Genomic DNA, 26,857 nt, shown 5'->3' with positions numbered 1-26,857 from the left:
GATCGGCGATGATCGCTGGAACACCGGTATTCGACCTCGACGATGCCGCGTCGCTGGAGGCGGCCGATACGGGCGGCGCCTTACGTTCGGCGGCCTCCGGCGGTGCGCAGGTGCGCGCCACCGCCGCGGCGGTCGCCGAGACCTCGCTGATCGATCGGCTGGCGGAGTTGCGTCCGCGCAGCCTGGTCCTCGTCTCCGGTTCGGGCCGCGCCACCCGCGCGGCCGGGCTCCTTGTCGCCGCGCTCGGTGACAGGGCGGGGCTGCCGATCGTGCCCGTCACCTCGTTGCCGCCGTGGGTGGGCCCGCTGGACGTGGTGCTCGTCGCCGGTGACGATGCCGGCGACCCCCGCCTGATCGACGCCGTCGACCGGGCCATCCGCCGCAGCGCCGAGGTGGTGATCGCCGCGCCGAACGAGGGCCCGCTGCGCGCGGTGGCCGCAGGCCGCGCGATCGTGCTGGAACCGCGCGTCCCGGTGCTCGACCACAATCGCCTGTTGCGTTTCCTCGCCGTCGGCATCGCGGTGCTGCGCGGGGTCGACGCCCAGCGCAGTGTGCCCGCCACACCCGAACTCACCGAGCTGGCCGACATGCTCGACGCCGAGGCGCTGCGCGGCGGCCCGCACAACGAGGTCTTCCGCAATCCGGCCAAGACCCTCGCCGCCCGCATACACGGGGTGGGCGTGGTGCTGGCCGGTGACGCGCCCGCCGCGGTCGAGCTGGCCGGGCACGGCGCCGAGGTGCTGTTGCAGTCGGCGGGCAAGGTGGTCGCCGCCGCCGATCTGGCCGAGACGGTCGCCGCGGTGGGCAGGCTCGGCGAGGCCGTCGGTGGCGCTGCGCCCGGTTTCGACCCGCTGTTCCACGACGAGGAACTCGACGGTCCGGCCCCGGTCGAGCGGGTGCGGGTGCTCGCGCTGAGCGTGCATCCGGATCAGGCCGCCGCGCGCCGCAAGCTGGCCGTGTTCGAGGGCGCGGGCCGCGGGCTCGTCGACGCCGATCTCGTGCACGCCGACGTCGACGTCCTGCAGGCCCAGCTCGCCGAGCCCGGCGCGGCCCCGACCACCGAGGGCGCGGCAGCTACGTCCGCCGCGGGGGGCGGGCACGGCAGCGAGATCGAGCAGCTGGCGGTGCTCGCGGTGCGCCTGGACATGGCCGCCGCCTATCTCCGACTGACGGGTGCGCGCGGGGAGACCGCGCCGGACCCGGATCGATACCACGACGGGGGTCGCTACTAGTGCAGGAACTCGTTGGTGCGCTGCGTTCCTACGCCTGGGGCTCGCGCACCGCGCTCGCTCAGCTGTGCGGCCGGCCGGTGCCCTCGGCCCATCCCGAGGCCGAACTCTGGTTCGGCGCACACCCCGCCGACCCCGCGCGGGTGAAGGCCGACGGCGGCCAGCGCTCACTGCTCGATGTCGTCAGCGCCGATCCGGTCCGTGAGCTCGGCGCCGTCGCCGACACCTTCGGCCCGCGGCTGCCGTTCCTGCTCAAGATCCTGGCCGCCGAGGAGCCGCTGTCGCTGCAGGCGCACCCCAGTTCGGCGCAGGCGCGGGTCGGCTTCGAACGGGAGAACCGCAGCGGCATCCCGGTCGACTCGCCGCTGCGCAACTATCGCGACGACAGCCACAAGCCGGAACTGGTCGTCGCCCTGGACCGCTTCGAGGCGCTGGCCGGGTTCCGCGACCCGCACCGCACCGTCGAGCTGCTGCGCGCGCTCGCCGTCCCCGGGCTCGACGTCTACGCCGAACTGCTTGCCGCCCAGCCTGATTCGGCCGGTCTGCGCACACTGTTCACCACCTGGATCACCCTGCCCGCCGCCGCCCTGTCGACGCTGCTGCCCGCGGTGCTCGAGGGCTGCGTGCGCTACCTGTCCGGCAAGGGCGCACGCGAGTTCTCCGCCGAGGTGCGCACCGCGCTGGAACTGGCCGAGGTGTACCCCGGCGACGCCGGCGTGCTCGCCGCGCTGCTGCTCAACCGGTTGACCCTCGAACCGGGACAGGGCCTGTATCTCAACGCCGGCAATCTGCATGCCTACCTGCACGGCGTCGGCGTGGAGATCATGGCCAACTCCGACAATGTCCTGCGCGGAGGCCTGACTCCCAAACACGTCGACGTGCCGGAGCTGCTGCGGGTGCTCGACTTCGAGCCGATCGATCTGCCGGTGATCGAACCGGAGCTACACGCCGACGGCGGCGCGCGGTACCGCACGCCCGCACCGGAATTCGCGCTGTGCCGGTTCGACCTGACCGCCGATGCCGAGCCGATCGTGCTCGCCGACGCGGGGCCGGGCATCGTGCTGTGCACCGCGGGCACGGTCGAGCTGTCCCAGGACGGGCGCACCCTCACCGTCGAGTGCGGCAGCGCGGCCTGGATCTCGGCGGCCGACAGCGAGATCAAGGCACGCGCGGTCGGTGGGGCGGCACAGCTGTTCAGCGCCTGCGTCGGCCGCGAGAACTGACCTCGAGGCGCGCCTTTCGCGGCGATCCGCTGTGCTGTCCGGCGCCGACCCCGAGGGCCCTGCGTGGTCACACTGCGCTGCCGCCTTCGCGCCCACCGGGATCGGCGCTTAGGCTGTTGCGGGCACAAGCGTGTTCAGCGGAGCAGAAGGGCGGGCCAGGATGTCGGCTGGTGGTGGCAAGAAGGCGATTCTCGCCGCGTTGACGGCCAACGCGGGAATCGCGGTGGCGAAGTTCATCGGCGCGGCGATCACCGGATCGGCATCGATGCTCGCCGAGGCGGTGCACTCGGTCGCCGACACGTCGAACCAGGGTCTGCTGCTGTTCGGTCAGCGCGCGGCCGCCAAGGACGCCGACGAGCTGCACCAGTTCGGCTACGGCCGCAATCGCTACTTCTATTCGTTCGTCGTCGCCCTCGTGCTGTTCACCCTCGGCTCGGTGTACGCGATCTACGAGGGCATCCACAAGATCCAGCATCCCGAGGAGCTGAGTCAGCCGATCGTCGCGATCGTCATCCTCGGCATCGCGATCGGGCTGGAGACCTTCAGCTTCATCACCGCGGTGCGAGAATCCAAGCCGCTCAAGGGCGAGGCCAGCTGGTGGCACTTCATCCGTAACTCGCGCAGCCCGGAGCTGCCGGTGGTACTGCTCGAGGACACGGGCGCACTGATCGGTCTGATCCTCGCGTTCGGCGCGGTCGGCCTGACCATGGTCACCGACGACCCGGTCTACGACGGCATCGGCACCCTGGCCATCGGCGTGCTGCTCGGCCTCATCGCGATCGTGCTGATCGTGGAGATGAAGAGCCTGCTGATCGGTGAGGGCGCCACGCCGGAGCAGGATCGCGCGATCCGCGACAATCTGGTCGACGGCGCCAAGATCACCTCGGTGATCCACCTCAAGTCCGAGTACCTCGGCCCGGAGGAGATGCTGGTCGCCGCCAAGGTGGCGATCGCGCCGGATCTCGACATCGCCGAGATCGCCGAGGCGATCGACGCGGCCGAGGTGCGGGTGCGCGCCGCGGTGCCGACCGCCCGGCTGATCTACCTCGAGCCCGACCTGTACCGGACCCAGTCCGTCTGATCCTTCCCACCGATCGCCGTCGTCCCGCCCGGGAGGGCGGCGATCGTCGTCTGCGCGACACGGTCCGGCGCGTGGCCGGTACGGCGGGGAGTCCGGGGTACCGTTCGGTGCCATGGCGGCCGAAGGTGGAGACAGCAAGATCGCGATCCTGGCCGCCCTCGGTGCGAACGCGGGCATCATGATCGCGAAGTTCGTCGGTGCGTTCATCACCGGTTCCTCGTCGATGCTGGCCGAGGCCGTGCACTCGGTGGCCGACACCGGCAACGAGGCGCTCCTGCTGCTCGGGCGACGGCGGGCCGAACAGGACCCCGACACGCTGCACCCTTTCGGGTACTCACGCAACCGATACTTCTACTCGTTCGTCGTGGCACTGATCCTGTTCACGATGGGCAGCCTGTTCGCACTCAACGAGGCCGTGCACAAGATCCGCTTCCCGCACGAGCTCGAGTCACCGTCGGTCGCCATCGTGATCCTGCTGGTGTCGATGGTGCTCGAGGCCGCCAGTTTCCGCACCGCGCGCAGGCAGTCGGCCCCGTTGAAGGGCAAGCACTCCTGGTGGCATTTCATCCGCAACACCCGCAACCCGGAACTGCCGGTGGTGCTGCTCGAGGACATGGGCGCACTGGTCGGCCTGCTGTTCGCGCTCGGCGGGGTGAGCATGACCGTGCTCACCGGCAACGGCGTGTGGGACGGGATCGGCACCCTGCTGATCGGCCTGCTGCTCGGCGTCAACGCGATCGTGCTGATCGTGGAGACCAAGAGCCTGCTCATCGGCGAGGGCGCGACGGCCAAGGAGGACACCGCGATTCGGGCGGCCCTGCTCGAGGATCCACGCATCGTGGCGGTGCTGCGCATGCAGTCGCAGTACCTCGGTCCGGAGGACCTGCTGGTCAACGCGCGGATCGCGCTGTCGCCCGGCCTCGACATCGCCGAGGTGGGCGCCGCCATCGACGCCGCCGACGGCCGGATCAGGGCCGCCGCGCCCAATGTCTACACCGTCTATCTCGAACCGCACGTGTTCGATCCCGAATCCGCCCCGGCGGCGCCCTGATTCAGTGGTAGGCGGGCGTCGCTCCGCGCAGCAGTTCCAGCGGATCGGTGATGATGCCGAAGCGCTCGCGCAGCATGTGCCGGGCGGCGTGCAGCCCCGGCATGCCGTGCACGCCGGGTCCCGGCGGGGTGGACGACGAGCACAGGTAGGTGCCGGGAATCGGGGTGGCGTACGGATTCCAGCGCGCCAGCGGCCGGAAGGCGGTCTGGCGCAGGGTCATCGCGCCCGCCGAGATGTCGCCACCGACGTAGTTGGCGTTGTGTGCGGGCATGAAGGCCGCGGGGGTGACGTGCGTGGCGAGGACGAGGTCGCGGAAGCCGGGGGCGAAGCGTTCGACCTGGGCGATGACGGCCTCGCTGATGTCGCGGTCGGATCCGTTGGGGACGTGGGCGTAGGTGTAGAAGGTGTGCTTGCCCTCGGGCGCCCTGGTGCTGTCGACGACGCCGGGCTGGATGGCCAGCACATACGGCCGCTCGGCGAATTCGCCCGCGGCGACCTGGCGTTCGGCCCGCATCGCCTCCTCGCGGGTGCCGACCAGATGCAGCGTGCCCGCGAGTTCGCAGCCGGGCGCCGCCCACGGGACGGGGCCCGACAGCGCGAAGTCGACCTTGCACGCCGCCCCGCCGTAGCGGAACCGGCCGAGCCCGTTGCGGTAGCGGTCGGGCAGCCGGTCGCCCGCCACCCGCAGGAGTTCGGCGGGCGAGGTGTCGAACAGGACCGCGCGCGCCCGCGCCAGCTCCGCGAAATCGTCGACGCGGTGGCCGGTGACGAGTTCGCCCCCGAGCCGTCGCAGCTCCGCGATCAGTGCGTTCGGGATCGCCTGGCTGCCACCGCGCGGGATCACCCAGCCGCCCGCGTGCGCCAGGGTGCCCAGCAGCAATCCGGCGCCGACGGCGGGCAGCGCGCGGGGCTGGGTGATGGCGTGCGCGGCGACGCCGGTGAGCAGCGCGGGTGCCACCTGCTCGCGAAAACGGTTGTTCCACAGCGGCGATCCCTGCTCGAGCAGGCGCAGGCCGAACCGGACGGCCGTGGCCGGGCGCCGCAACGGCGGATGCCGGAGATCCGACATGGCCAGGTCGACGACGTCGGGCCAGTGCTCGACCAGCGGGCCGAACAGCGCGCGCCAGGCCGCGCCGTCGACGCCGAGGTCGGCCACGGTCGATTCCAGGTTGCGCCAGGCCAGTCCGGCGATGCCGCCGTCCAGCGGATGCGCGTAGGAGATCGTCGGGGTCAGCAGTTCGACGCCGTGCGCGGGCAGGTCGAAGGCGCGGAAGAAGGGCGACGCCAAGGCCATCGGGTGGGCGCCCGCGCACACGTCGTGGTGGAAACCGGGCAGAGTGAGCTCGGCGGTGCGTGAGCCGCCGCCCGGCTGCTCCTGGGCCTCGAGCACCCGCACCGAGATTCCGGCGCGCGCCGCGATCACCGCCGCCGCCAAGCCGTTCGGCCCCGAACCGACTACTACGACTTCCGCCATCCGTCGTCCCCTTCGTGTCCGACCCGCGTCGTCGTCTCCAACCTACGCGGCGTGCGAGGTCCGGTGCCGTGTGCTCGATCACCGGGTCGCCGACTGCCCGGCGCCGCGCCGGGATGTTCGCGGCGCGCGGGTGCGCCGGACCCGGTGTCGCGCGGCAACCGACACCGACAGCGCGGCGGGTCCGTTCAGGACGGGTCTGTCGCGCCCTCGGCGGCCCCGTCGACCAGCAGCGAGATTCGGCGTTCCCGCAGTTCGGGGCGCAGCCGCCCGCTGCGGTCGAGGGTGGCCAGGCCGTGCAGGGAGGCCCAGGCCACCTCGGTGCGGGCGCCGAAGTCGTCACCCTCGGCGAAGGGCGCGAACATCGCCTCCAGCCCGGCGAAGGCGTCGCGCAAGGGCTGGGGGGCGTCGAGGCCGAAGGCCAGGTCGGTCTTCTGCTGGAAGATCGCGTCGTAGCGGGCCGGGTTGGCCTCGGCGAAATCGAGGTAGGCGCGGGCGACGTTGGCGATCACCTCGGTGTGCGTGCTCGCCGCTTCGCGGGCCAGCCGGAGTTGTTCGGCGAGCTCCACGCAGCCCTGCAGGGCGACGGCCCCGACGATGGCCGCCTTGTTGGCGAAGTGGCTGTAGAGCACGGGCTGGCTGTATTCGATGCGCTCGGCGAGCTTGCGGATGGTGACCGCGTCCCAGCCCTCCGCCTCGGCCATCTCCCGCGCGGTGTCGATGATCCGCTGATGGCGTTGGGCGCGTTCCCGTTCCTTGCGCAGCTGGGTGCTCATGACCGAATTCTAGCACCGCTAGACAAGTTAGCGAGGCTCGCGCTATCGTTCATTCACGATCTAGCGCCGCTAGATTTCAGAGCATCGCAATACGGTCTAGGGAGCGCCCCATGAACGCCACACGCATCGCCACTGCCCTCGCCCTGGTCACCGGGGTCTTCATCATCTACACCGGCATCACGTTCCTGATCGATCCCGTCGCCACAGCATCGGGATTCGGCCTGCCCGCCTGGCCCGAGGGCGAGGCCGCCGGTTTCCTCAACGTCAAGGGCGACCGCGACATCGCCTCCGGCCTCGTGATCCTCGCCCTGGTCGCCCTCCGGCAGCGCCTCGCGCTCGGCGTCGCCATGCTCGCGATGACCGCGGCTCCTTTCGGCGACATGCTCATCGTCCTCAGCCGCGGCGGCTCCACCGCGCTCGCGTTCGGCATGCACGGCGTCGCCGCGGCCATTGTCGCCACCAGCGGCATCCTGCTGCTGCGCGAACACCGCAAGTCGGCGACCACCCAGCCCCTCACCGTGTGACCTCGCGCACCGCCGATGAGTTCGGCGCGGAGCCACCGTCTGCACGGAGGAAGATCACGTACCGAGGAGGAAACCACCATGGCCGACGCACCGAAGGGCCCCGCGTCCTACTTCCCCACCATCGAGGCGAAGTACGGCCGCAGCGTGGACGAGTGGCTGACCCTGCTCGGCACGGCCGAGCCCACCGGACACACGGCACTGGTCAGCTGGCTGAAGGACGAGCACGGCATGGGGCACGGTCACGCCACCGCGCTCGTGCAGTACCACCTGCATCCGGAGAAGTGGGCGCGCGCCTGAGCCAGGGCACGCCGAAAGGCCCCGCGTGTCCCGCGGGGCCTTTCGCGTGTCACCGCACCGGGACAGGGGGTTTCGCGTCGGTGACGGGCGGCTCGACCGGGTGGTCGTCGACCATGGTCTCCTCGTCGAAGGGCAGTTCGCGATTCAGGACGCGGTGCGTGCGGTCGGCGTCGACGGTCTTGGTCCAGGTGCCGATGAGCAGGGTGGCGACCGCGTTGCCGGAGAAGTTGGTCAGCGCGCGGGCCTCGGACATGAAGCGGTCGATGCCGACGATCAGGCCGACACCGTCGAGCAGTTCGGGCCGATGGCTCTGCAAGCCTCCCGCGAGGGTGGCCAGACCGGCGCCGGTGACGCCGGCGGCGCCCTTCGAGGCGATGATCATGAACAGCAACAGGCCGATCTGCTCGCCGATGCTCAGCGGCTTGCCCATCGCGTCGGCGATGAAGATCGACGCCATGGTCAGGTAGATCGCGGTGCCGTCCAGATTGAACGAGTACCCGGTCGGCACGACGACGCCGACGGTGGTGCGCTCGACGCCGGCGTGCTCCATCTTCGCGACCAGCCGCGGCAGCGCCGACTCCGAGGACGAGGTCGCCACGATCAGCAGGTACTCCCGCGCCAGATACCGGCACAGCTTGAAGATCGACACCCCCGACACCGCGCGCAGCACCACACCCAGCACGCCGAAGACGAACACCAGGCAGGTCAGGTAGAACGCGATCATCAGCGTCGCCAGCTGCACCACCGCCGACCAGCCGGTGCGGCCGACCACGTTGGCAATGGCGCCGAACGCGCCGATCGGAGCCAGCCAGAGGATCATCGCCAGGATCCGGAACACCAGCTTCTGCGCGAGCGCGACCGCGCGCAGGATCGGCGCGCCCGTCTCCCCCATCGCCTGCACCGCGAACCCGACCAGCAGCGCGACGAACAGCGCCTGCAGCACGCTGCCCGCGGTCAGCGAGGAGACCAGCGTGGTCGGCACGATGTTCTGGATGAAGTCCCAGGTGCCGCCGGCGCCGTGCGCCTGCTCGGCGTACTGCGCCCCGGCCCCGGCCTTCCCGGTGCCGAGCCCCGACCCCGGCTCGATCAGATTGCCGACCACGAGCCCGATGCCGAGCGCGATCGTCGACATCACCAGGAAGTAGGCGATGGCCAGCCCGCCGACCTTGCCGACGGTGGCCGCCGCGCGCACCGAACCGATGCCGAGCACGATGGTGCAGAAGATGACGGGCGCGATCATCATCTTGATCAGATTCACGAACAGGGTGCCCAGCGGCGCCAGCGACTGTCCGAATTCCGGCGCGACCCGGCCGACCAGAATGCCCGCAAGGACGGCGATAATCACCGCGATGTACAGCCAGTGGGTATGGTCGCGTTTTCGCGTTGATGCGGCGGTTGTGCTCATGGAGACCAATCATGAGCATGTGCTGTGATGCCCATCACAATTGGTGCATAAGGTTCAGAGGATGAGGTCGGAGGGAAAGATGCGAGGTCGGCGGCTGTCGCTCGCCGGACAGGCCTTCCTCTGGCAGCTGGTGGTGCTGGCGCTGATGATCGGCACCGGGACCGCCCTGGCCGTCCTCGACGCCAGGCACGACCACGACGTGGCCACCGAGCTGAAGGTCCGCGATGTGGCCGTCACGGTCGCCCGCGCCCCGTCCACGCTGGCCGCGGTGAACTCGCCGTACCCCAGCGGCCTGCTGCAACCGACCACCGAGCGGATCCGGGTCGACACCGGGATGGACTTCATCGTCGTCATGGCGACGGACCGCACCCGCTACACCCACACCAACCCCGAACTCATCGGCAAGCCGTTCATCGGCAGCATCGACGGCGCCCTGGCCGGGCAGACACTGACCGAGACCTTCACCGGCACACTCGGTCCCTCGATCAGGGCGGTCACCCCGGTCTACGACGGCGGCCGGGTGGTGGCGCTGGTCTCGGCGGGCGTGACCCGCGCCAAGATCAGCACCCAGGTCGCCTCGCAGCTGCCGGTGATCCTGGGGGTCTCCGCGGCCGGTCTCGCGCTGGCCGCGCTGTCGTCGTTCCTGATCAGCCGCAGGCTGCGCCGCCAGACCCACGGGCTGGCGCCCGACGAACTGCGCGCCATGTACGAACACCACGACGCGGTGCTGCACTCGGTGCACGAGGGCCTGGTGGTGTTCGGGGCCGGTCCCGGTCCGGCCGAGGTCGTCAACGACCAGGCGCGCACCCTGCTCGACCTGCCCGACGGCGCCGTGCACCGCGGTGACCTGCCGGTCTCGCTGCGGCAGATGCGCTGGGGCGTGGTGCGCGACGAGACCCACGTGACCACCGACCGGGTGCTGCTGGTCAACCAGGACGTCGTGAGCTGGGAGGGCAAGGCCATCGGCACCGTCCTCACCATCCGCGACCAGACCGAACTGCGCGCCGTGCTCGGCGAGCTCGACTCGGTGCGCGGCTTCGCCGAGTCGCTGCGCGCGCAGGCGCACGAGGCGGCCAACCGGCTGCACACCGTCGTCACGATGGTCGAGCTGGGCAGGCCCGAGGAGGCCGTGGCCTTCGCGACCGCCGAACTGCGGCTCTCCCAGGTCCTGATCGACCGGCTGCTGGCCTCCGTCGGCGACGCCGCGCTGGCCGCGCTGCTGCTCGGCAAGGTCGACCAGGCCGCCGAACGCGGGGTGAGCCTGTCCATCAGCGAGGACACCGCATTGGACTCCACCGACCCGCTGTCCGCGCACGAATCGGTCACCCTCGTCGGCAACCTGGTCGACAACGCGATCGATGCCGCCGCGGGCACGGTCGACAAGCGCGTCGAGGTCTCGATACGCCACCGCGACCGGGAGCTGCTGGTCCAGGTCGCCGACAGCGGACCTGGCATGTCGGCCCAGATGTTCTCGCGCGCCGCCGAACGCGGCTACACCACCAAGACCGACCACGCCGGCCTCGGCCTGGCGCTCGTCCACCGCCTCGTCGACCGGCACGGCGGCACCATCACCACCACGGCCGCACCACACAGCGCGGTCATCGTTCGCATTCCGCTGAGGGAGAAATCATGATCCGCGTCCTGATCGTCGAGGACGAACCGCTGATCGCGCAGGCGCACCGGGCCTACCTCGAGCGGCTCGACGGCTTCGTCACCGGCGGTGTCGCGCACACCGGACGCGACGCGCTCACGCTGGCCGCCGAGGCGATCGCCGACGGCAAGCCGTTCCACCTGGTGCTCATGGACATCGGCCTGCCCGACATCAGCGGCCTCGAGGTCGCGGCCGCGCTCAACGGCCTCGAACCGCGCCCCGACGTCATCGCGATCACCTCGGCCCGCGAGCTCACCATGGTCCGCAACGCCGTCGCGCACGGCGTGGTGCTGTATCTGCTCAAGCCGTTCACCTTCGCCGCCTTCCGCGAAAAGCTGGAACGCTACCGCGATTTCGACACCGCGCTACCCGCCGGCGAGGCCGCCCTCTCGCAGTACGACATCGACCGGGCGCTGGGCGCCCTGCGCACCGCCGACCAGCGCGCCGGCGCACCGAAGGGCGTCGTCCAGCACACCCTGGAAGAAGTCTCGCGCGCTGTGCGCTCGGCCGAAGCGGGCATAACCGCCACCGATGCCGCTGCCGCCGTTGGTGTTTCCCGCATCACCGCCTGGCGCTACCTGGAGAAGCTCGCCGACGACGGACTCGCCGAGCGCCGCGCCGATTACGGCCGGGCGGGTCGTCCGAAGACCCGCTACCGCTGGCGAGCGGGGGCATAGACCCTGAGATGCGACACGACCGACATGGCTATCTTCATTCCAGCCAGCTGTCCGGCATCTGGTTCTCCTCCTCGTCATCGTCAAAGTAGGCAGGGCCAGCGAGCGGGCTAGTCGGCTGGGCATACGAATCGTGGAGCGACCAGTTCCAGACAAACTGCGGCGAAGCCTTGAGATCGACTACCTCCGGGGGAACGGGGCGCGCGCATGATTCGATCTCGGACCACCGGCATTCACCCGCTCGTACTCGCTCGGCGTAAGCATATAGTTCGGCCGACATCCCTGGCACCGCAGCCAGATTGGCCATGAACTCCTCGGTAACCACTGTCGGAGTTGACAGGATGGCGTGCACGTCTATGCTCGCCACCTGAAGCGAGGCAGTGTCGAGATCGGCAATAGCCCTGTCGACTCGTCGAGCGGCCGCCTCAACCGCGGGATCGAGGTCCGGATCGTACGACTGCTCCCACTGCGGCTTCATCCATTGCTCCACGGGTCTGTGCCTGCGCCGACCTCGTAGCTCTCGCGGGGGCGATCCAACGTATTGTTTACGCGCACTGCAGAGTTCAGGTCCACAGCACGCGCTGTCTGACGCAGCGCAGGCTCCAGCCGTTGATTAAGGTTGTCCGCTGCCACCTGGGTCGGATTCTGCAGGAACGACAGGAACTCCTTCAGCTGATTCTTGGCCTGCTCGATCTCGTCGACGATCGCCTTTACCTTGTTCATGATGGTGAGGATCTTGTGCGCAAGGTCCATCACTTCAGCGATTGCGCCGAGCCCTGGAATCTTTTTAATGACTTGTTTGAATATACCCTTGATAGATTTGATATCGAGGTAGTCCTCGAGCATTTCTTTCAGAGCCGTGAGGGCGCGCTTGATCCCATTCCGAATAGAGTCAGCGAACCGGCCGAACAAGTCCGCAATCAGGCGCCCTACCGGCCCCTCCCATTTCATCGCCGCTATTTGCCGGTTCGCCCAGTTCGTCTCGAAGGAGATCGCCGCCTTGCCATCCCAGTTCGGTCCGACCTTCTTAACACCCTCTTCGAGATTTACTCCGCAGATCTCCATGGCATTACCAGCAGCCTTGTAGACCTCGCCAATACGCCGTACTTCGTTCCAGTTCCCCTCTATCGGCGTCAAGAGCTTCGCAAGCGGATCGAACTCTTCCCCGACCGTGCGAGTGACGCTCTTGATCGACTCGTTGACATCGCCGATAACCGGCGACACCTCACCGATGAGGCCCGCTAGATCCTCCCGATTCACGTTCGGCGCTTCCAGCTTGAACTCACTCTTCTTAGGGTAATTCTCAGCAGCAGTATACGGGTCAGTGGTGCCCACCTTTTCGGTAGATCCGTCTACATTCTGTGGAGTGGCACTTGGTACATCGTGGGTATGCTGGTTCAGGGCCTGATAGGTCTTCATGTCCTGGTTGTGGTACATCCACGCAGCCTTGTTCAGCTCGGTGGAAGTCGATATCGTATGGGTACCAAGGTCGGACATCCGACCACTAGTCATATCGCACAGCAGTTGTAGCGGGGTAAGTAGGTCGCTGATTATCACACCGGTGAACAGCTCGCCTTTCGGCGGGCCCTCGGTGCGCACGAATGTACCGCACTTGCCGGCGTCGTCGCCGATCTCCTTCACGAGATTACTCAGCCCGGCAATGTGTCCGGGCCGAGCGCTAAATACCTCAGCCATAGTTACTACGCTCCAGTCTTCCGCAGAGATCCCACGATCATTTCCGCTATCCCAGTCGGCAGAAGACTCTCACCTTCCGCATTTCTGGCCAGCATGAAGATTGCAACTTCAGCGTTTGCATACCCCCTGGTCGCCACAATCTCGTATGTCGCTTCACGGGGAGTACAGGGGCCATCTTCAGGGATTTCGGATAGCTGAGCCGAATACCTGATCGCAGGAAGACCCGACACCACCGACTCAAATGGCCCAGAAATTGACATCCGCGGCTTCTTTCGCTCCGAATTGGAGTAGACCCATTCCGCCCCCACGACGGCCTCCCGCGCTGCGGCGTCCAGACTTACACCGTTCCTTCCGGTGAGTCCGACATAAGCGGTGACAGCAGACTCATCACCACTGCAGTAGCCACGCGAGAATCTGCTCCCGGCACCGAATGTGATCGGACTTCTCCCCGGACCGGTAAATCCGAAGACCATGTCATTGGTTGCCATCCAATTTTCAGAATCAGGCACCGAGTAGCTGAGCCCGAACCTGGTCGGAACCTCTTGGAGACCATTCCTGGCCGGCGGCATCGGCGGCGGAAACTCCATATACGGGAACCCCGAAGGCGGCGGCACCACCGTCGTTTCCGGCTCCGGTAGCTCTTCGTTCGTCCACACTGGCGACGCTGTCTGCTGCCCCTCGGATATGTGCGGATTCCCGATCCACACGATCGCGGCGATTCCGACGACCAGTGCCACAAGTGCCACCAGTAGGCGCCCGGCCGGTCCCAACAACCCGTACTTCCGCAGGAACTCCAACACCCTCATCACCCGATGCCCAGCGCTTCTGCGGCGATTCGCGCAACTTCGGTCGCTACCGCGCATGACGATCGTGCGTCGGCCCGAAGAGTTCCGTCGGGTGCAGTTGTCGGGTATTCGCCGACCTGAATCTCCAAGCTGCCTTGCGGCGTCGCGAGGACGGCAGTGCAGCTGTTGTAGACACCCTCGGCGGCCTTCGACGCTCGATAGACGACGGCGTCTACGCCGTTGATCGGTGCCGTCGAAACGATCGACTCGCCTCGCTCCCGAGCTTCTGCCAATGGCCGGGATGTTGTCAGGATGTCCAATCGACCAGTCGGTTTGGGCTCTCCGCTCTCCATCCCGAACTTGCCGAACGTGCAGCCCCGCGAGGTACTCAGGCTTGAGGAGATCTCGGCCTCACTGCGTTCACGCGTTGCGGGGTCGAATCCCGCTCGCACGATTGCGGCGTCGCTGATTGTGCAGGGGTCGGCACCGACGGGCTTCTCATCTGGATCGGTCTCGGGCGGTTCGACGGTCACCAGTATGGTGGGTGCCGCTGAACTCGTCGTTGTATCGGATGCCAGATTGTCATTCTTGCCTCCGCACCCGCACAGGGCTATCGTCGCGCAAATCGCGGCACCGAGGATGGCGGCACGCCTCTTCAGTGGACCACGCCACGCTGCAGCGAGGGTCGGCTCGGAAATGCCATGTGCGGGAACGTGTGCCATCGTCGCTTCCTGGTTGATGCGACCACCACGAGTTGCTGCAGTCGTCGTCGTATTATCCCCTACCAATTTCGAACGCTCTCTCGTAACTCGTCCAACTCGATTTGGATCCAATGCGTCAATATCGACGAAATTTTCACATCATCGCCTGGTTCAACCACGATGCGATCCGGTGTTCTGCGAAGGAGATACCGCCCATCATCTGCCGTATCGAGCCATTCGAAATAGCGGCGAGGCTCGTTACGAGCTTGAAAGTCGCCGACTCGGATCGCAGCAGAACCTGATCCATCACGAGGGCAATTGATCAAACGCCGGTAGCGTTCGATTGGCGCATTGTGGGCGACGTCAGTGAAATATTTTTCGCAGTTGGTGTCGAGATCACGTGTGAAAAATTCCTCGGGCCGGCCTCCCCCAGGCGCGCATCGGGGGATTCGAGAGGCAATGCCCTTGCCCAGGTTCTCTGGTCGACCACGGCGAACCCAAATCGGGCCATCAACACCCTCGACGACTGTTTGCGCTGCGATCACAGCATGGTGGAGATCCCTTGCGCCCACGATCCTATGAGTGTGGCTGCCCGATCGGCCTGTCTCGGCGATGACTTCGACGCGAATCTCTGCCATTGCAAGAGTATTCAGTGTCAGCTCGATCGCCGATGATTCCTCCCCGGAGTATTGCGAACGAATCTCCCTGCCATAGGCGTCGAACTCCTCGCGGTAGCGGAAGCGGCTGGTGAAATGCAGCGGGCGAGGGAACCGGTCACGGCCTTCGTTCAGCCACAGCGCAGCAAAATGGTCTGGATCCCAGGTCCATTCGGACATCAGGTGCCTCCCGATGCGCGGTCGTCCGTACGTGGCGGGTTCGCGGCGGGGAAATGACTACCGAGCACTCCACCGCGCACCGCTGGTGGGAGATCGCCGATGAGCTCGCTGGCATTGGCTTCGGTGATCAGGTAGTCGGGGATCTTGTGTTCGGATTCGTCGTCTTTACCCCGGCCCGCACCCGCGCCCATCATGCCTGGCATGCCGGTCATTCCGCGGGATCCGGCTGACCCGGCGCCCGCTGCGGCGGCCGCAGCAGCCGGCGCGGATGCCGCGAGGCCGCCTGGCAATGCGGTACCCGACTTCGGGGCGACTGGCGAGCCAGTGCCGGGCGAGCCGCCCGCTCCGCCAGGGACACCCGATCCGCCACCGCTTCCACTCCCCAGCCCCGTCGGCTGGTTGGTGGTGGCCGGGTTTGTGGCCGCAGGCGAAGTCGACGGCGAGTCGGTGGTCGGGTTGTTTGTTCCAGCGGTATCTGTGGAGTCGTCTTCTTCGGTGGAGGTGGGGTTCGACGACGAGGGATCCTCTGTTGGCGAGGATTCGGATGGAGTCTCCGCCTCTGGGTTCTCGGTGTCGGTCGTTTGGGCCGGTTGCGTCCCGTCGTTCGTGCCGGGTTGGTTGCCATCACCATTCGTGTTGTCGGTGACGGTGCTTCCGCCGGGGTCTTCGGTGGATTGGGTGGGGTTGGTCGGCCGGGGCAGAACCGGGATCGAGTTGTCCGTTCCGGAGAAGGGCAGGACATACTGGTTGCCCATTACGTCACGTGCGTCGTCTTCGGCATCCTCGCGCTGGCCGCGAACGACGGCCTTGTTCCACGGCATGCTGTCTAGGAAGCCCGGGTCCACTTCTCCGGGGAGCGCGGATTTCGTCTTCACCGCTGCTGCGGCGGCAGCGGTGACCTGATCGCTCATGGCCGTGAACGCGGGGGTGAGTTTGTCCGCGTCGGACGTGTACTGGCGGATGGCGTTGACCGATGCCGTCGCCGAGTCGCCCTCCCACGCTGACGCGATCGAGACCTGCATGCGCTGGCGGAACTGTTCGAGAGCATTCGTCCACTTCGTCCCGGACTCACGGTATTTCGTGGCCGCACCGTTCGCGGGCTCGGTGGCGACTTGCTCGAATGCGTTGAGAATTCCCTTGTGGGTCCAGCACAGCGGTATCTCGGTGGCAGGGGGGATCTGGACGGGCTCCGTACCTGTCATTTTGATCCTCCTGCGTCAAGAGCAGCGACTTCTGCTTGGAAGCGTGCGGCCCACGCTTCATCTTCGGCCATGAACCGGTCGCGGATCACCTGATGGAGTACGCGGATGTCTTCGACGATCGCGTAGTGCTCTTCGAGGACATCAAAGAACGAGTCTTCCCCGCCGCGAGCCTTTGACCTGAACCGATCCGCCATCACTCTCGCCGAGGACAGTCCTGAGTTCGCGTGATCACCGAAACCCCACGTCTCAATCTTCGAAATATCGGTCATCACCTGTTGGATCTGTCCGATTGCAGTTTGGAATTCGGTGCATTCGCGTTCAATTCGTGCGAACTCCTCCGGCTCCATCCGCAGATTAAGACTCCCGCCCCGTGCCTGCTCGATCAATCCTGAGAAGGCACTCTGATCGTTCTCGCCTGCCACAGAACTCCCCTCCTACGCCGATAACTGTTGGTTCTCAAAGACTTTCGGGAATCGAAGGGGCGATCTTCTCCGCGAGCGAGCGAGCGATTTGGCAAGAGTCCAGGTGGCCAGTATCCCGACGTGACGGCGGATTCACCACATTCACCTCAACACTGCCGCCGCGCACCGCCACGTTAATATCGCAGACTTCGTTCACGTGCGGTCCGTCGAACTGCCGCGTGGAAATAGCCCCACGCCCGCCGATCGTGAATTCCTGCGCATCCTGAAAGTTCTTGTCACGCACCATCTCAACTGTCAGGTTCGTGACGCGGACGCTCGTTGAGTAGCCGCCACCACCCTTGTAGACCCAATCACAGCCCTTCCACACCACTCCCCCGGGCGCTTCGGTGATGTCCGGTTCTTGATGGCCGAGGCGCTCTTCGGCGAGAACCTGTTCGGGAATATCTCGGCACGGATCAAACCCGGCGGGAACGTCCTTCGCCAGCTCATGCCCATTCACTGACAGAGTGGAGGTCGGATTCATTCCGCCATCCTCTGCTGAGGCGCAGCTGCCGACTGCGACGATCATGCCGACGACGCCGACAACGACAGTGACACGTCGTATCGACCAAACCATCACTACATCCCTCCCCTTGAGATGGATCGCAGCGTACCCGGATCGGATACGTGTGCGCTATGTCCGACTACACGTCCGTGGAGAAGCGGATGCCGCCGTCGGGGATTTCCACGCCCGGCCAGACACGGGCACCGCGCAGCAGTTCGCAGCGGGCGCCGATGTTGGCGCCGTCGCCGATCACGCCGTCGCGGACCAGGGCGCGCGGGCCGATCCGGGCGCCGAAGCCGACGATGGAACGTTCCACGGTCGCGCCCGCCTCGACGACCGCGCCGTCGAAGATGACCGCGCCGTCGAGGCGCGCGCCCGCGCCGATCTCGGCACCGCGGCCGACGACGGTGCCGCCGATGAGCAGCGCGCCCGGCGCGACCCCGGCACCGGGATGGACCAGCGACTCCCCGCGCTGCCCCGGCAGGGCGGGCGAGGGGGCGATGCCGCGGACCAGGTCGGCCGAGCCGCGCACGAAGTCCTCGGGGGTGCCCATGTCGCGCCAGTAGGAGGCGTCGACGTGGCCCTGCACGCGGGCGCCCTCGGCGAGCAGCGCGGGGAAGACCTCGCGCTCCACCGACACCGGGCGGCCGGTCGGGATCTTCTCGATGTACTCGCGGCGGAACACGTAGCAGCCGGCGTTGATCTGATCGGTCGGCGGGTCCTGGGTCTTCTCCAGGAACGCGGTGACCCGGCCGTCGGCGTCGGTCGGCACGCAGCCGAACGCGCGCGGGTCGCTCACCCGGACCAGATGAAGGGTGACATCGGCATTGGTCGACTCGTGGGTGTCGAGGATCGCGCCGAGGTCCGTCCCGCCGAGCACGTCACCGTTGAACACCATGACGTTGTCTGCGCGCAGCTTGGGCAGCACGTTGCGGATACCGCCGCCGGTGCCCAGCGGCTCGGTCTCGGTGACGTACTCGATCTCGAGGCCGAGGTCGGCGCCGTCACCGAAGTGCTCCTCGAACACCTCGGCCTTGAACGAGGTGCCGAGCACCACGTGCGTGATCCCGGCCTCGGCGATGCGGGCCAGCAGGTGGGTCAGGAACGGCAGCCCGGCCGTCGGCAGCATCGGCTTGGGCGCCGAGAGGGTGAGCGGACGCAGCCGCGTGCCCTGTCCGCCGACGAGGATGACCGCGTCGGTGCCTGCATTGCCTGCCATCGAGTTTCCCCTGTTCACAGTGGACCGGGACCCACTCAGGCCCCGGTTCGCGCCTTCTCGCGCAGCGCCGATCGAACCGCAATCCGGGAGCGGACCGCAAGTCCGGCGCGCAGCGCGCCCCGCAGCGGCGCCTGCCACCAGTGCGGATGCCGGTCGGCCTGGAACCGGTAGGCGCTGGCGTGGTGGGCGGGCAGCATCAGTTCGGGATGCTTGCCCGCGGCGTGACCCTTGGCGTGGGTCACCTCGGCGTCGGGGACGAACACATTGTGCCAGCCCGCCTTGCCCATGCGGTCACCGAAGTCCACGTCCTCCATGTACATGAAGTAGCGCGAGTCGAAGCCGTCGATGGTGTCGAACGCGGCGCGGCGCACCAGCAGGCAGGAGCCGGACAGCCAACCGACGACCCGCTCGGAGATCTCCTCGTTCTCCTGGCGGTAGCGCACCGACCAGGGGTTCTTCGGCCAGATCGTGCCCAGGATCGCGTGCCCGGCGCCGTCGGCCAGGCCGGGGACCCGGCGCGCGGAGGGGTAGACGCTGCCGTCGGGCTCGCGCACCATCGGGCCGAACGCGCCCGCCCGCGGCCAGCGCTTGGCGGCTTCGAGCAGCTTGTCGATGGAGTCGACGCCCCAGCGGATGTCCGGGTTGGCCAGGATCACGAACTCGATCGAGGGGTCGATCTCGGCGACGGCCCGGTTGATCGCGCCGCCGTAGCCGATGTTGCCCCCGGTGCGCAGCAGCCGCACGTGCGAGTTGGCCTCGGCGACGAGTTCGGGCACGCCGTCGGTGGAGCCGTTGTCGGCCAGGATGACCTGCGGCTTCTCGCTGGTGGCGTCGGCCAGGGTGGTGATGAAGTGCTCGAGGTGCTCGCCCGGTGAGTAGGTCACCGTGACGACGGCAAGGCCAGCAGGGGCCGCGGATTCGGCTGCGTTCACGACTGGGCAGCCTAGCCGGACACCGGCCGCAGTGCGTCGGTCAGCGCGGATTGCCAGGAACGCAACGGGGTGAGCCCGGCCGCGTCCCAGACCGCAGGGGAGAGCACCGAATAGGCGGGGCGCGGGGCAGGTCTGGGGAAGGCGTCGGAGGTGCACGGCAGCACCCGGGCGGGGTCGGCGCCGAGCTCGCCGAAGACCGCGCGGGCCAGGTCGAACCAGGTGGCGGTGCCTGCGTTGGTGGCGTGCAGGACGCGGGGCGCGTCGGGGCGGGTGGTGAGTTCCAGCAGCGCGGCGGCCAGGTCGGCGGCGCTGGTGGGTGAGCCCACCTGGTCGTCGACGACGGTGACGGTGTCGCGTTCGGCTTCCAGCCTGCGCATGGTGGCGACGAAATCCCCCTCGACCCCGGAGTACACCCAGGCGGTCCGCACGACCTGGGCGGCGGGACACAGCTCGAGCACCGCCTGTTCGCCCGCGAGCTTGGACTGCCCGTAGACGGTGGCGGGCCCGGTGGGGTCGTCCGGTTCGTACGGCGTGCGCGCCGTGCCGGGGAACACATAGTCGGTGGACACCTGGATCAGCCGGGCGTCCGCCGCCGCGCACGCGGCCGCCAGCACCGCGGGCCCGGTCGCGTTCGCGGCGAAGGCTGCCTCGCGATCGGTCTCGGCGGCGTCGACGGCGGTGTAGGCGGCGCAGTTGAGCACGACCGTGCCCGGAGTGAGGACCGCGTCCACGGCGGCCCGGTCGGTGATGTCGAGATCGGCCCTGCCCAGGCCCGTGGCATGTGGCGCGAGCCGCAGGATCGCACGCCCCAGCAGCCCGCGCGCTCCGGTTACGATCAGGCGGGTGGGGGCGGGGGAATCGGCGTTCACGCGGCAAGTCTGGCACGCCGGGACACCTGCGGTTCGGCCCGAGTGTGGTAACTGTTGGTTAGCCTGTGATGGCCGGTTTCGGCGGACGAGCCCGGGTGTGCGAGATGGCGGAGTTTGCCGGGGGAGATGCGGAGCTGGGCGCGGAGTTCGTCGAGAGGATGCACGATGCGAGAGTCGACCAGACCACCGACGGTGGCCACGCCCGTTGGCGCCTTCGGCCCAGCGAAAGTGATGGTGGCGATCGCGGCGGTCCTGGTGCTGGCTCTCACCGGATTCGCGTGGCGCAGCGTCGACAATCTGATCGCCAATATCGACCGCATCGGCGGGCTCGGGCTCGGCGGCGGCCGGGACGGCGCGGTCGACATCCTGCTCGTCGGTGTCGACAGCCGCACCGATGCCCACGGCAACCCGCTGACCTCCGCCGAACGCGCCATGCTGCACGCGGGCGACGAGGTGGGCACCAACACCGACACCGTCGTCCTGGTGCGCGTGCCCAACGACGGCCGCTCGGCCACCGCGATCTCGATCCCGCGCGACTCCTACGTCGACATCCCCGGCCAGGGCAAGGGCAAGATCAACTCCGCCTACGGCGCCACCAAGGAGACCGAGCGCGCGAAACTGCTGGACAAGGGCGCCTCCGAGGCCGACGCCGAGCGCGACTCCACCAAGGCGGGCCGCACCGCGCTGATCAAGTCGGTGGCCTCGCTCACCGGCATCACCGTCGACCACTACGCCGAGGTGAGCCTGCTCGGGTTCGTGCTGCTCACCGATGCCGTCGGCGGGGTGGAGGTGTGCCTGAACAACGCGGTCGACGAGTACATGTCGGGCGCGGACTTCCCGGCCGGGCAGCAGCGCCTCGACGGCCAGCAGGCGTTGAGCTTCGTGCGTCAGCGCCACGGCCTGCAGCGTGGTGACATCGACCGCATCGTGCGCCAGCAGGTGTTCATGGCGCAGCTGGTCGGTCAGCTGCTCAACGCCAAGATCCTGGCCAACCCCGGCAAACTGAGCGAGATCAGCGAGGCCGTCGGCCGGACCGTCGTGCTCGACGAGGACTGGGACGTGCTGGCGTTCCTGCAGCAACTCAAGGACCTCTCCGGCGGCAAGGTGGAATTCGACACCATCCCCGTGGCCGACCTCAACTCCATGACCTCGGCGGGCGAATCGGTCGTGCGGGTGGAACCCAAGGCGGTGCAGGACTACGTCGCCGGGCTGGTCGGCGAGGAGAAGGCGAAGGACGACAAGCCGAAGGTCGACCCGTCGACGGTCACGGTGAGCGTGTTCAACGCCGGTGGCGCGACGGGCCTGGCGGGCAAGGTGTCGACGGCCCTGACGGGCAAGGGTTTCCGTGAGGGCCTGGTGGGGAACTACACCGGGGGAAGCGTCAGTTCGAGCCGGGTGCTCGCCGTCGACGCCGAGGATCCGAAGGCGGCCGCGGTCGCCGAGGCACTGGGCGGTCTCCCGGTGATCGCGGATCCGTCACTGTCGGCGGATACCGTGAGCGCCGTGCTGGCGAGCGACTACTCTGGTCCGGGCTCGGCCGCCGGAGGCATGTTCGATTTCGACGGAACGTCCTCCGCGACCGCGACGCCAGTACCGCCAGCCCCGCCGATCGACGCAGGCCAGAACGGACCGAAATGCGTGAACTGAACAATGCGTGAGCCGACTTCCACCCTCACCGACGCCCTCCTCGACCCGATCCTCGAACGCGACCCCGCCGGCCCCCGCGTCACCTGGTACGACGACGCCACCGGCGCCCGCATCGAGCTGTCCGGTCTGACCCTGGCCAACTGGGCCGCCAAGACAGCCAACCTGCTGCGCGACGAGTTCGCGCTCAGCCCCGGCGCCCGGGTCGCGGTGCTGCTGCCCGCGCACTGGCAGACCGCCGCTGCCCTGCTCGGATGCTGGTGGGCGGGAACCGAAGTCGTGCTCGCTCCCGATCCCGACGCGGATCTGGCGCTGGTCACCCCCGACCGCCTCGACGACGCCGACGGTGTCGACGAGGTGGCGGTGCTGTCGCTGGACGCCATGGGCACGCCGGTGCGCGATCTGCCGGTCGGCGTCACCGATTTCGCGACCGCGGTGCGCGTGCACGGCGACCAGTTCCACCCCGGTGGTTTCCGGGCCGCGCTCGACGGGCGCTCGGTCGCCGAGGTGCTCGCCGAGGCCAGGAAATCGGCCGCGCTGCACGGGATCACCGCCGGTGACCGGGTGCTGTCGAGCGCGCGCTGGGACACCGCCGAGGAGCTGATCGAGGGCTATCTCGCGGTCCTGGTGGCCGGTGCCTCGCTGGTGCAGGTCGTCAACCCCGATCCGGCCGCGCTGGAACACCGCGTCGCCACCGAGCGCGTGACGGTACGCCGCTGAGGCTCCTACCCAGGTATAGGTCGTACTCCGACTGGAACACGTTTCGCTCTGTCGGATAAGTCCGTACGGTGGAGGAATCCATTCGGCACAGTGGCAGGGGTGGCCCATGATCGCGCAGTACTGGTTGCGATGGTCGGCGGAGCACGGCGCGGCGCGGGCGATCCTGCGCTGGCGACGCCGCAAGGGTGATCCGTTCGCCGATCTGCTCAGCGGACAGCGCGGGCTGCACGATCCGTATCCGCTGATCGACGAACTGCGCGCGCCCGGCGGACCGGTTCGCACCGCGGTGTCCTACGCGGCCTTCGATCATCCCCAGGTCCGGGCGATCCTGCGCGACAACCGATTCGGGGTTCGTCAGGCACTCGGTGGCGACCTGCCCGCGCCGTGGCGATCGCTGGCCGCGCGGGTCACGGTCCCGCCCAATCCCGTCGAGCCGCCCTCGATGCTGGTGCTCGATCCGCCCGAGCACACCAGGATGCGCAAGCCGGTGGCCTCGGCGTTCACCCCGCGCGCGATCGCCAGGCTGCGCGATCGGGTGGAGGTGGTCACCGCCGAACTGCTCGACGCGATGCCCGCGCACGGCTCGGTCGACCTGATCACCGATTTCGCGGCCAGGGTGCCGATCGCGATCATCGCCGAGATGCTCGGCTTCCCCGCCGCCGACCGGGAGATGTTCCTGCGCTGGGGCGACCGGGTGACGCCGCTGCTCGACATCGGCACCCCATGGGCCGCCTACCGCGACGCCATGCGCGCCATCGAGTCGATGGACGACTACCTGGCCGCCCACATCGCGAAGCTGCGCCGCGAGCCCGGCGACGACATCCTCTCGACACTGGTGGTCTCGGGTGAGCTGAACCTGCGCGAGCTCCAGGCCGGGGCGAGCCTGCTCATGGGCGCCGGTTTCGAGACCACGGTCAATCTGATCGGCAACGCCGTGGCCGCGCTGTCGGCCCATCCCGATCAGCTCGCGATCGCGCAGCGCGATCCGGATCGCTGGGCCGACGTGGTAGAGGAGACGCTGCGGTTCGATCCGCCGGTGCAGACCACCGCACGCGAGGTGCTCGAGGCGGTCGAACTCGACGGCGTCCGGCTCCGGCCGGGGACCACCGTCATCCTGTCGCTGGCCGGTGCCAACCGCGACCCGGCCGTGTTCCCCGATCCGCACCGCTTCGACATCGACCGCCCGAATGTGAAGGATCACGTCGCGTTCAGCAGTGGGGTCCACTCCTGTCTCGGCGCGAGCCTGGCGCGGATGGAAGCGGTGCACGCCCTGCGCGCGCTCTACACCCGCTACCCCGACCTCCGCCTGCGCGGCGAGCCGATCCGTCGGAACCTGTTCACCCTGCACGGTTTCGAGCACATGCCGGTCGACCTGGGGCCGGTCGCGCGCAGTGCGGCGCCGGACGGACTGGCCGACGCGGCCCGGCGGTCCTGACCGTCGGCGCGCTCCGTTCGGCCGTGGCGTCGTCAGCTAAAGCCGACCGCCTGGTCGCCCCACGCGGTGTGGAGGTCGGCGTCGGGGTTGTCGACGACGTGGTCGATGGTGTCGATGAGCAGGGTGGTGCGGGCCGAGGGCTTGTAGTGCGGCCAGTGTTTGGAACCGTCGAGGGCGGCGGGGACGCCGTGTTCGGCGAAGGCCAGCCAGCGGCGCTGCATGCGGCCGGAGACCGCGATCGAGGCCTTGCGGCCGCCGAGCCAGAAGGTGGGGTCGTGGTTGAGGGTGCCGAAATTGCCGAAGACATACGGCAATTCGGTGGCGTGGCCCGCACCGACCCGGGCCGCCTTCAACATCGGGGTGGCGTAGTCGAAGCGGTACATCCAGGTCGGTGAGTGCTGGGCGTGGCCTTCGGCGACCCAGGCGGCAGGCATCCGGAAGGCCGCGTCGGTGGACATCGCCAGCGCGCCACGGGTTTTCATCAGATCCGGGTAGGCGGAGGTGATCTCGGCGATCCGCTCGGGTGACATCTCCGGGTGCGAGGCGGCGACATCGCGCAGCATGGCGTTCACCGCGTCGGGCGTCACCGGCATGATCGGTGAGCGCAGCACCCGGAACAGGGACGCCTCGTCGCGGTTGGTGCCGATCAGCAGCGGCACCTGATGGGAAAGGCCCTGCTGGAACCGGTCGATCGGATAGCCGGGCAGCAGGTCACCGTCGACCACGGGCGCCGCCGCCAATCTGCCCGGTTCCTTGATCGGCACCTCGTCCAGCAATACGGCCCCGATCTCGACGAGCTGCTCGATCGGCAGCTCGAGCAACCGCTGTGCCTCCCCCGGCCCGAGTTCGAGCAGTTCGAGATAGCGCTGTGCGACGAAGGCGGCCCGTTCCTGTCCGAAAACCGTGGTGGCGGGAGGACTCTGGGCGATCGCCTTGTGGAACAGCCCGCTCGCGGCGGGCGAGGTGAGCAGCGCGGTGACGCACCCGGCGCCCGAGGATTCGCCGAAGACGGTGACATTGCCGGGATCGCCGCCGAACGCGGCGATGTTGTCGCGCACCCAGACCAGCGCGGCCAGCTGGTCGTGCAGGCCGAGATTGGCGGCGAACCGGTCGCCGAAGGAGGACAGGTCGAGGAAACCGAGCACCCCGAGCCGGTAGTTCACCGAGACGACCACCACATCGCCCGCCTCGGCCAGCTTGCGGCCGTCGTAGATGCTCTGCGCGGCCGTGCCGAGACAGTAGGCGCCGCCGTGCAGCCACACCATCACCGGTCGCGGCTCGTCGTCGCCGGGCTCGGGGCGCGGTGACCAGACGTTGACCCACAGGCAGTCCTCGCCCATGGCCAGATCGGAGTCGACCGGCACCATCGCGCCCATCGCCTGCGGGGCGATGTCGCCGAAGACGGCACAGTCGCGCACGCCGTCCCACGGAAGCGGGGGCTTCGGCAGGGAGAAACGCGCTGGTCCGACGGGCGCGGCGGCGTAGGGGACGCTGCGCCAGACGGCGATCGGACCGTCCCAGACACCGCTGACCATTCCGTATTCCGTGCGCGCCAGCGGCTCGGCCTCGTGCGTCCGCAGGTCGGGGTCGAGATCGGGCTGAATGCTCATCGCACACCTCCTAGCCGGCGCGACCCACGGGTGCCTGTGTATTTGCTCCCGCAGGCCGCAGCACCTGGTGACTCACTACGAGAGTACGTCGACCCGCCACCGACAGCCCGCCAACGCACCATTCCCGCAGGTAACGGTTACTCCGCGGACACAGACGTCAGCCGCGCTCCGGCACCGGCCGGGGCGGTCACGCCGAGATTCCAGCCGCGCGAACCGGCGCCGGGACCCACCGGCCGAGCGTGCCCTTCCCGCCGTCAGCGCCTGCCGATCCCGCCGCGCACCCGGTAGCTGGAAATACGCTGACAATGCCGTTCTGTGTCCGGTCCCGACTGCATACACTGTGCCGATGCCGAACTACAGCTTCCGGTGTCGCTCCTGCGGCGACACGTTCGACGTGAACCGCCCGATGGCACAGGCCTCGGACCCGGCCGCCTGCCCCGCGGGCCACGACGACACCGTCAAACTGCTGACCACCTTCGCGACCACCGGCCGCGGCGCCGCCCCGGCCCCGGTCGCGGCACCCCGTCCCGCCGCCGGCGGCGGCTGCTGCGGGGGCGGCGGCTGCTGCTGAGCCGCGCGCTCAGTCGCGGCGGTCGGAGTGGCCGAGGTCGCGGTCGGGGTCGATGCGATCGCGCACGCGCTGTTTGAGGCTCGCGATGTCGGGAAAACCGCCGTCGGCCTTGCGTTCCCACAGCTGTTCGTCGTCGAGGGTGATGCGGAAGACACCGCCCTGGCCGGGAATCAGCGCCACCTCGTCGAGGTCGGTGGCGAAGGTGGTGAGCAGTTCCTGCGCCATCCAGCCGGCGCGCAGGAGCCAGCGGCACTGGGTGCAGTACTCGATCGCGATCCGGGGCACGAGGT

Annotated in this window: 28 protein-coding genes; 12 read left to right on the top strand and 16 right to left on the bottom strand. The window is 68.4% G+C overall.

The annotated features are described in order from the left end of the window. Positions 1-8 precede the first annotated feature (8 nt). The 4 genes from AB0H56_RS04955 (at position 9) to AB0H56_RS04940 (ending at position 4,584) form a co-directional block, all read left to right on the top strand. Complete coding sequence (locus AB0H56_RS04955; protein ID WP_357157256.1) at positions 9-1,232, top strand: tobH protein; 1,224 nt, start codon at positions 9-11, stop codon at positions 1,230-1,232. Further along, a complete protein-coding gene (manA, locus tag AB0H56_RS04950; protein ID WP_357157253.1) occupies positions 1,232-2,452 on the top strand; it encodes a mannose-6-phosphate isomerase, class I in 1,221 nt (406 codons plus the stop codon). The genes AB0H56_RS04955 and manA overlap by 1 nt, the downstream gene beginning before the upstream one ends. 160 nt (positions 2,453-2,612) lie before the next feature. Then, entirely contained in the window at positions 2,613-3,533 is a 921-nt protein-coding gene (locus AB0H56_RS04945) for a cation diffusion facilitator family transporter (RefSeq protein WP_357157250.1), read from the top strand. 112 nt (positions 3,534-3,645) lie between these two features. Then, the gene (locus tag AB0H56_RS04940; RefSeq protein WP_357157247.1) at positions 3,646-4,584 is read left to right on the top strand and encodes a cation diffusion facilitator family transporter; all 939 of its coding nucleotides are present in this window, start codon (positions 3,646-3,648) and stop codon (positions 4,582-4,584) included. A gap of 1 nt (position 4,585) precedes the next feature. Here the strand turns inward: AB0H56_RS04940 and AB0H56_RS04935 are convergent, their stop codons facing one another. After that, positions 4,586-6,058, bottom strand: coding sequence for an NAD(P)/FAD-dependent oxidoreductase (locus tag AB0H56_RS04935; RefSeq protein ID WP_357157244.1), 1,473 nt, complete (start codon positions 6,056-6,058; stop codon positions 4,586-4,588). Positions 6,059-6,243: 185 nt separating this feature from the next. Further along, positions 6,244-6,831 carry a TetR/AcrR family transcriptional regulator gene (locus tag AB0H56_RS04930; RefSeq protein WP_357157241.1) on the bottom strand — a complete coding sequence of 196 codons (588 nt, stop codon included), beginning with the start codon at positions 6,829-6,831 and terminating at the stop codon, positions 6,244-6,246. Positions 6,832-6,941: 110 nt separating this feature from the next. Between AB0H56_RS04930 and AB0H56_RS04925 the strand changes: the two genes are divergently transcribed. Both AB0H56_RS04925 and AB0H56_RS04920 read left to right on the top strand, forming a co-directional pair. Further along, positions 6,942-7,355, top strand: a complete 414-nt coding sequence (locus AB0H56_RS04925; protein WP_357157238.1) for a DUF4267 domain-containing protein — start codon at positions 6,942-6,944, stop codon at positions 7,353-7,355. Positions 7,356-7,433: 78 nt separating this feature from the next. Then, positions 7,434-7,652 carry a DUF4287 domain-containing protein gene (locus tag AB0H56_RS04920; protein WP_357157235.1) on the top strand — a complete coding sequence of 73 codons (219 nt, stop codon included), beginning with the start codon at positions 7,434-7,436 and terminating at the stop codon, positions 7,650-7,652. Between the two features lie 49 nt (positions 7,653-7,701). On the opposite strand, the gene AB0H56_RS04915 is transcribed toward AB0H56_RS04920, so the two are convergent. Then, positions 7,702-9,057 (bottom strand): cation:dicarboxylase symporter family transporter, encoded by a 1,356-nt coding sequence (locus AB0H56_RS04915; protein ID WP_357157233.1) that lies wholly within the window; start codon positions 9,055-9,057, stop codon positions 7,702-7,704. A 79-nt stretch (positions 9,058-9,136) separates the two neighbouring features. Here AB0H56_RS04915 and AB0H56_RS04910 point away from each other — a divergent pair, with 79 nt between their 5' ends. Further along, entirely contained in the window at positions 9,137-10,690 is a 1,554-nt protein-coding gene (locus AB0H56_RS04910) for an ATP-binding protein (RefSeq protein WP_357157231.1), read from the top strand. Then, a complete protein-coding gene (locus AB0H56_RS04905) occupies positions 10,687-11,385 on the top strand; it encodes a response regulator (RefSeq protein WP_233000440.1) in 699 nt (232 codons plus the stop codon). Before AB0H56_RS04910 ends, AB0H56_RS04905 begins: the two co-directional genes overlap by 4 nt. A gap of 34 nt (positions 11,386-11,419) precedes the next feature. Here the strand turns inward: AB0H56_RS04905 and AB0H56_RS04900 are convergent, their stop codons facing one another. The 11 genes from AB0H56_RS04900 to rfbD all read right to left on the bottom strand — a co-directional run bounded on the left by AB0H56_RS04900 (position 11,420) and on the right by rfbD (position 20,587). Further along, on the bottom strand, positions 11,420-11,860 hold the full coding sequence (locus AB0H56_RS04900; RefSeq protein ID WP_357157227.1) for a hypothetical protein: 441 nt from the start codon (positions 11,858-11,860) through the stop codon (positions 11,420-11,422). Further along, positions 11,857-13,077: a hypothetical protein gene (locus AB0H56_RS04895; RefSeq protein ID WP_357157224.1), complete on the bottom strand. Its 1,221-nt coding sequence runs from the start codon at positions 13,075-13,077 to the stop codon at positions 11,857-11,859. The genes AB0H56_RS04900 and AB0H56_RS04895 overlap by 4 nt, the downstream gene beginning before the upstream one ends. Positions 13,078-13,082: 5 nt before the next feature. Beyond that, positions 13,083-13,877, bottom strand: a complete 795-nt coding sequence (locus tag AB0H56_RS04890; protein ID WP_357157221.1) for a hypothetical protein — start codon at positions 13,875-13,877, stop codon at positions 13,083-13,085. 5 nt (positions 13,878-13,882) lie between these two features. Continuing rightward, entirely contained in the window at positions 13,883-14,584 is a 702-nt protein-coding gene (locus AB0H56_RS04885) for a DUF3558 family protein (RefSeq protein ID WP_357157218.1), read from the bottom strand. Positions 14,585-14,643: 59 nt separating this feature from the next. Then, positions 14,644-15,399 carry an ESX secretion-associated protein EspG gene (locus AB0H56_RS04880; RefSeq protein WP_357157215.1) on the bottom strand — a complete coding sequence of 252 codons (756 nt, stop codon included), beginning with the start codon at positions 15,397-15,399 and terminating at the stop codon, positions 14,644-14,646. After that, a complete protein-coding gene (locus AB0H56_RS04875; protein WP_357157212.1) occupies positions 15,399-16,601 on the bottom strand; it encodes a WXG100 family type VII secretion target in 1,203 nt (400 codons plus the stop codon). The genes AB0H56_RS04880 and AB0H56_RS04875 overlap by 1 nt, the downstream gene beginning before the upstream one ends. After that, positions 16,598-17,023, bottom strand: a complete 426-nt coding sequence (locus tag AB0H56_RS04870; RefSeq protein WP_357157209.1) for a hypothetical protein — start codon at positions 17,021-17,023, stop codon at positions 16,598-16,600. Before AB0H56_RS04870 ends, AB0H56_RS04875 begins: the two co-directional genes overlap by 4 nt. Positions 17,024-17,057: 34 nt before the next feature. Continuing rightward, positions 17,058-17,591, bottom strand: a complete 534-nt coding sequence (locus AB0H56_RS04865; protein ID WP_357157881.1) for a DUF3558 domain-containing protein — start codon at positions 17,589-17,591, stop codon at positions 17,058-17,060. A 115-nt stretch (positions 17,592-17,706) separates the two neighbouring features. Beyond that, on the bottom strand, positions 17,707-18,786 hold the full coding sequence (locus AB0H56_RS04860; protein WP_357157206.1) for an NDP-sugar synthase: 1,080 nt from the start codon (positions 18,784-18,786) through the stop codon (positions 17,707-17,709). Positions 18,787-18,821: 35 nt separating this feature from the next. Further along, a complete protein-coding gene (locus tag AB0H56_RS04855; RefSeq protein WP_357157203.1) occupies positions 18,822-19,718 on the bottom strand; it encodes a glycosyltransferase family 2 protein in 897 nt (298 codons plus the stop codon). Positions 19,719-19,729: 11 nt separating this feature from the next. Beyond that, positions 19,730-20,587, bottom strand: coding sequence for a dTDP-4-dehydrorhamnose reductase (gene rfbD / locus AB0H56_RS04850; RefSeq protein WP_357157200.1), 858 nt, complete (start codon positions 20,585-20,587; stop codon positions 19,730-19,732). Between the two features lie 231 nt (positions 20,588-20,818). Between rfbD and AB0H56_RS04845 the strand changes: the two genes are divergently transcribed. The 3 genes from AB0H56_RS04845 to AB0H56_RS04835 all read left to right on the top strand — a co-directional run bounded on the left by AB0H56_RS04845 (position 20,819) and on the right by AB0H56_RS04835 (position 24,386). Continuing rightward, a complete protein-coding gene (locus tag AB0H56_RS04845) occupies positions 20,819-22,234 on the top strand; it encodes an LCP family protein (protein ID WP_357157878.1) in 1,416 nt (471 codons plus the stop codon). A 3-nt stretch (positions 22,235-22,237) separates the two neighbouring features. Then, positions 22,238-22,951 carry a TIGR03089 family protein gene (locus AB0H56_RS04840; RefSeq protein ID WP_357157197.1) on the top strand — a complete coding sequence of 238 codons (714 nt, stop codon included), beginning with the start codon at positions 22,238-22,240 and terminating at the stop codon, positions 22,949-22,951. A gap of 106 nt (positions 22,952-23,057) precedes the next feature. Continuing rightward, positions 23,058-24,386 (top strand): cytochrome P450, encoded by a 1,329-nt coding sequence (locus AB0H56_RS04835; RefSeq protein WP_357157194.1) that lies wholly within the window; start codon positions 23,058-23,060, stop codon positions 24,384-24,386. A gap of 32 nt (positions 24,387-24,418) precedes the next feature. Here AB0H56_RS04835 and AB0H56_RS04830 read toward each other — a convergent pair whose 3' ends face one another. Further along, positions 24,419-25,996 carry a carboxylesterase/lipase family protein gene (locus AB0H56_RS04830; protein ID WP_357157191.1) on the bottom strand — a complete coding sequence of 526 codons (1,578 nt, stop codon included), beginning with the start codon at positions 25,994-25,996 and terminating at the stop codon, positions 24,419-24,421. A 346-nt stretch (positions 25,997-26,342) separates the two neighbouring features. Here AB0H56_RS04830 and AB0H56_RS04825 point away from each other — a divergent pair, with 346 nt between their 5' ends. Next, positions 26,343-26,567: a zinc ribbon domain-containing protein gene (locus AB0H56_RS04825; protein WP_357157188.1), complete on the top strand. Its 225-nt coding sequence runs from the start codon at positions 26,343-26,345 to the stop codon at positions 26,565-26,567. Positions 26,568-26,576: 9 nt separating this feature from the next. Here the strand turns inward: AB0H56_RS04825 and AB0H56_RS04820 are convergent, their stop codons facing one another. Further along, positions 26,577-26,852, bottom strand: coding sequence for a SelT/SelW/SelH family protein (locus AB0H56_RS04820; protein WP_357157185.1), 276 nt, complete (start codon positions 26,850-26,852; stop codon positions 26,577-26,579). Positions 26,853-26,857: the final 5 nt, after the last annotated feature.

This window comes from Nocardia sp. NPDC050717, from assembly GCF_040654275.1.
In the GTDB taxonomy this organism is placed as follows: Bacteria; Actinomycetota; Actinomycetes; order Mycobacteriales; family Mycobacteriaceae; genus Nocardia.
This window is presented reverse-complemented; position numbering and strand designations above follow the sequence as displayed.

What these genes read in the sequence shown, in the direction of transcription:
- AB0H56_RS04955 (WP_357157256.1), top strand. Translation starts at nt 9, where the DNA reads ATGATCGCTGGAACACCGGTATTCGACCTCGACGATGCCGCGTCGCTG.
- AB0H56_RS04945 (WP_357157250.1), top strand. Translation starts at nt 2,613, where the DNA reads ATGTCGGCTGGTGGTGGCAAGAAGGCGATTCTCGCCGCGTTGACGGCC.
- AB0H56_RS04940 (WP_357157247.1), top strand. Translation starts at nt 3,646, where the DNA reads ATGGCGGCCGAAGGTGGAGACAGCAAGATCGCGATCCTGGCCGCCCTC.
- AB0H56_RS04935 (WP_357157244.1), bottom strand. Translation starts at nt 6,058, where the DNA reads ATGGCGGAAGTCGTAGTAGTCGGTTCGGGGCCGAACGGCTTGGCGGCG.
- AB0H56_RS04930 (WP_357157241.1), bottom strand. Translation starts at nt 6,831, where the DNA reads ATGAGCACCCAGCTGCGCAAGGAACGGGAACGCGCCCAACGCCATCAG.
- AB0H56_RS04925 (WP_357157238.1), top strand. Translation starts at nt 6,942, where the DNA reads ATGAACGCCACACGCATCGCCACTGCCCTCGCCCTGGTCACCGGGGTC.
- AB0H56_RS04920 (WP_357157235.1), top strand. Translation starts at nt 7,434, where the DNA reads ATGGCCGACGCACCGAAGGGCCCCGCGTCCTACTTCCCCACCATCGAG.
- AB0H56_RS04915 (WP_357157233.1), bottom strand. Translation starts at nt 9,057, where the DNA reads ATGAGCACAACCGCCGCATCAACGCGAAAACGCGACCATACCCACTGG.
- AB0H56_RS04910 (WP_357157231.1), top strand. Translation starts at nt 9,137, where the DNA reads ATGCGAGGTCGGCGGCTGTCGCTCGCCGGACAGGCCTTCCTCTGGCAG.
- AB0H56_RS04905 (WP_233000440.1), top strand. Translation starts at nt 10,687, where the DNA reads ATGATCCGCGTCCTGATCGTCGAGGACGAACCGCTGATCGCGCAGGCG.
- AB0H56_RS04900 (WP_357157227.1), bottom strand. Translation starts at nt 11,860, where the DNA reads ATGAAGCCGCAGTGGGAGCAGTCGTACGATCCGGACCTCGATCCCGCG.
- AB0H56_RS04895 (WP_357157224.1), bottom strand. Translation starts at nt 13,077, where the DNA reads ATGGCTGAGGTATTTAGCGCTCGGCCCGGACACATTGCCGGGCTGAGT.
- AB0H56_RS04885 (WP_357157218.1), bottom strand. Translation starts at nt 14,584, where the DNA reads ATGGCACACGTTCCCGCACATGGCATTTCCGAGCCGACCCTCGCTGCA.
- AB0H56_RS04880 (WP_357157215.1), bottom strand. Translation starts at nt 15,399, where the DNA reads ATGTCCGAATGGACCTGGGATCCAGACCATTTTGCTGCGCTGTGGCTG.
- AB0H56_RS04875 (WP_357157212.1), bottom strand. Translation starts at nt 16,601, where the DNA reads ATGACAGGTACGGAGCCCGTCCAGATCCCCCCTGCCACCGAGATACCG.
- AB0H56_RS04865 (WP_357157881.1), bottom strand. Translation starts at nt 17,591, where the DNA reads ATGATCGTCGCAGTCGGCAGCTGCGCCTCAGCAGAGGATGGCGGAATG.
- AB0H56_RS04860 (WP_357157206.1), bottom strand. Translation starts at nt 18,786, where the DNA reads ATGGCAGGCAATGCAGGCACCGACGCGGTCATCCTCGTCGGCGGACAG.
- AB0H56_RS04845 (WP_357157878.1), top strand. Translation starts at nt 20,819, where the DNA reads ATGGTGGCGATCGCGGCGGTCCTGGTGCTGGCTCTCACCGGATTCGCG.
- AB0H56_RS04840 (WP_357157197.1), top strand. Translation starts at nt 22,238, where the DNA reads ATGCGTGAGCCGACTTCCACCCTCACCGACGCCCTCCTCGACCCGATC.
- AB0H56_RS04835 (WP_357157194.1), top strand. Translation starts at nt 23,058, where the DNA reads ATGATCGCGCAGTACTGGTTGCGATGGTCGGCGGAGCACGGCGCGGCG.
- AB0H56_RS04830 (WP_357157191.1), bottom strand. Translation starts at nt 25,996, where the DNA reads ATGAGCATTCAGCCCGATCTCGACCCCGACCTGCGGACGCACGAGGCC.
- AB0H56_RS04825 (WP_357157188.1), top strand. Translation starts at nt 26,343, where the DNA reads ATGCCGAACTACAGCTTCCGGTGTCGCTCCTGCGGCGACACGTTCGAC.